General features: G+C 70.8%; 1 protein-coding gene. It reads right to left on the reverse strand.

Annotated features, from left to right (window positions below):
• Positions 1-250: hypothetical protein (locus SB775_RS32140; protein WP_410865342.1), on the reverse strand; the 250-nt coding region annotated here is incomplete at both ends.

Below are 250 nucleotides of genomic sequence, written 5' to 3' on the forward strand. Positions count from 1 at the left end.
GCAGCACCGTCGCGGCGAGCAGGAGCACGAACCAGCCGGTCCCGGTGAGGTCGGGGCGCGGGAGCAGCAGGACCCCCAGCAGCACCAGAATCAGCCCCACGACCTGACCGCTGATCACGGCGATCACGGTGGTCGTCGCCCGGAAGCGCCAGGACCTCCGGACGAACCGGTAGGCGGGATATGCGCCCGCCAGCACGAGAGCGGCGGCAAGCCAGGTCAGGGCGGACATCGCGGACAGTCTATGGCCGTG

Source organism: Peribacillus sp. SIMBA_075 (genome assembly GCF_046534585.1).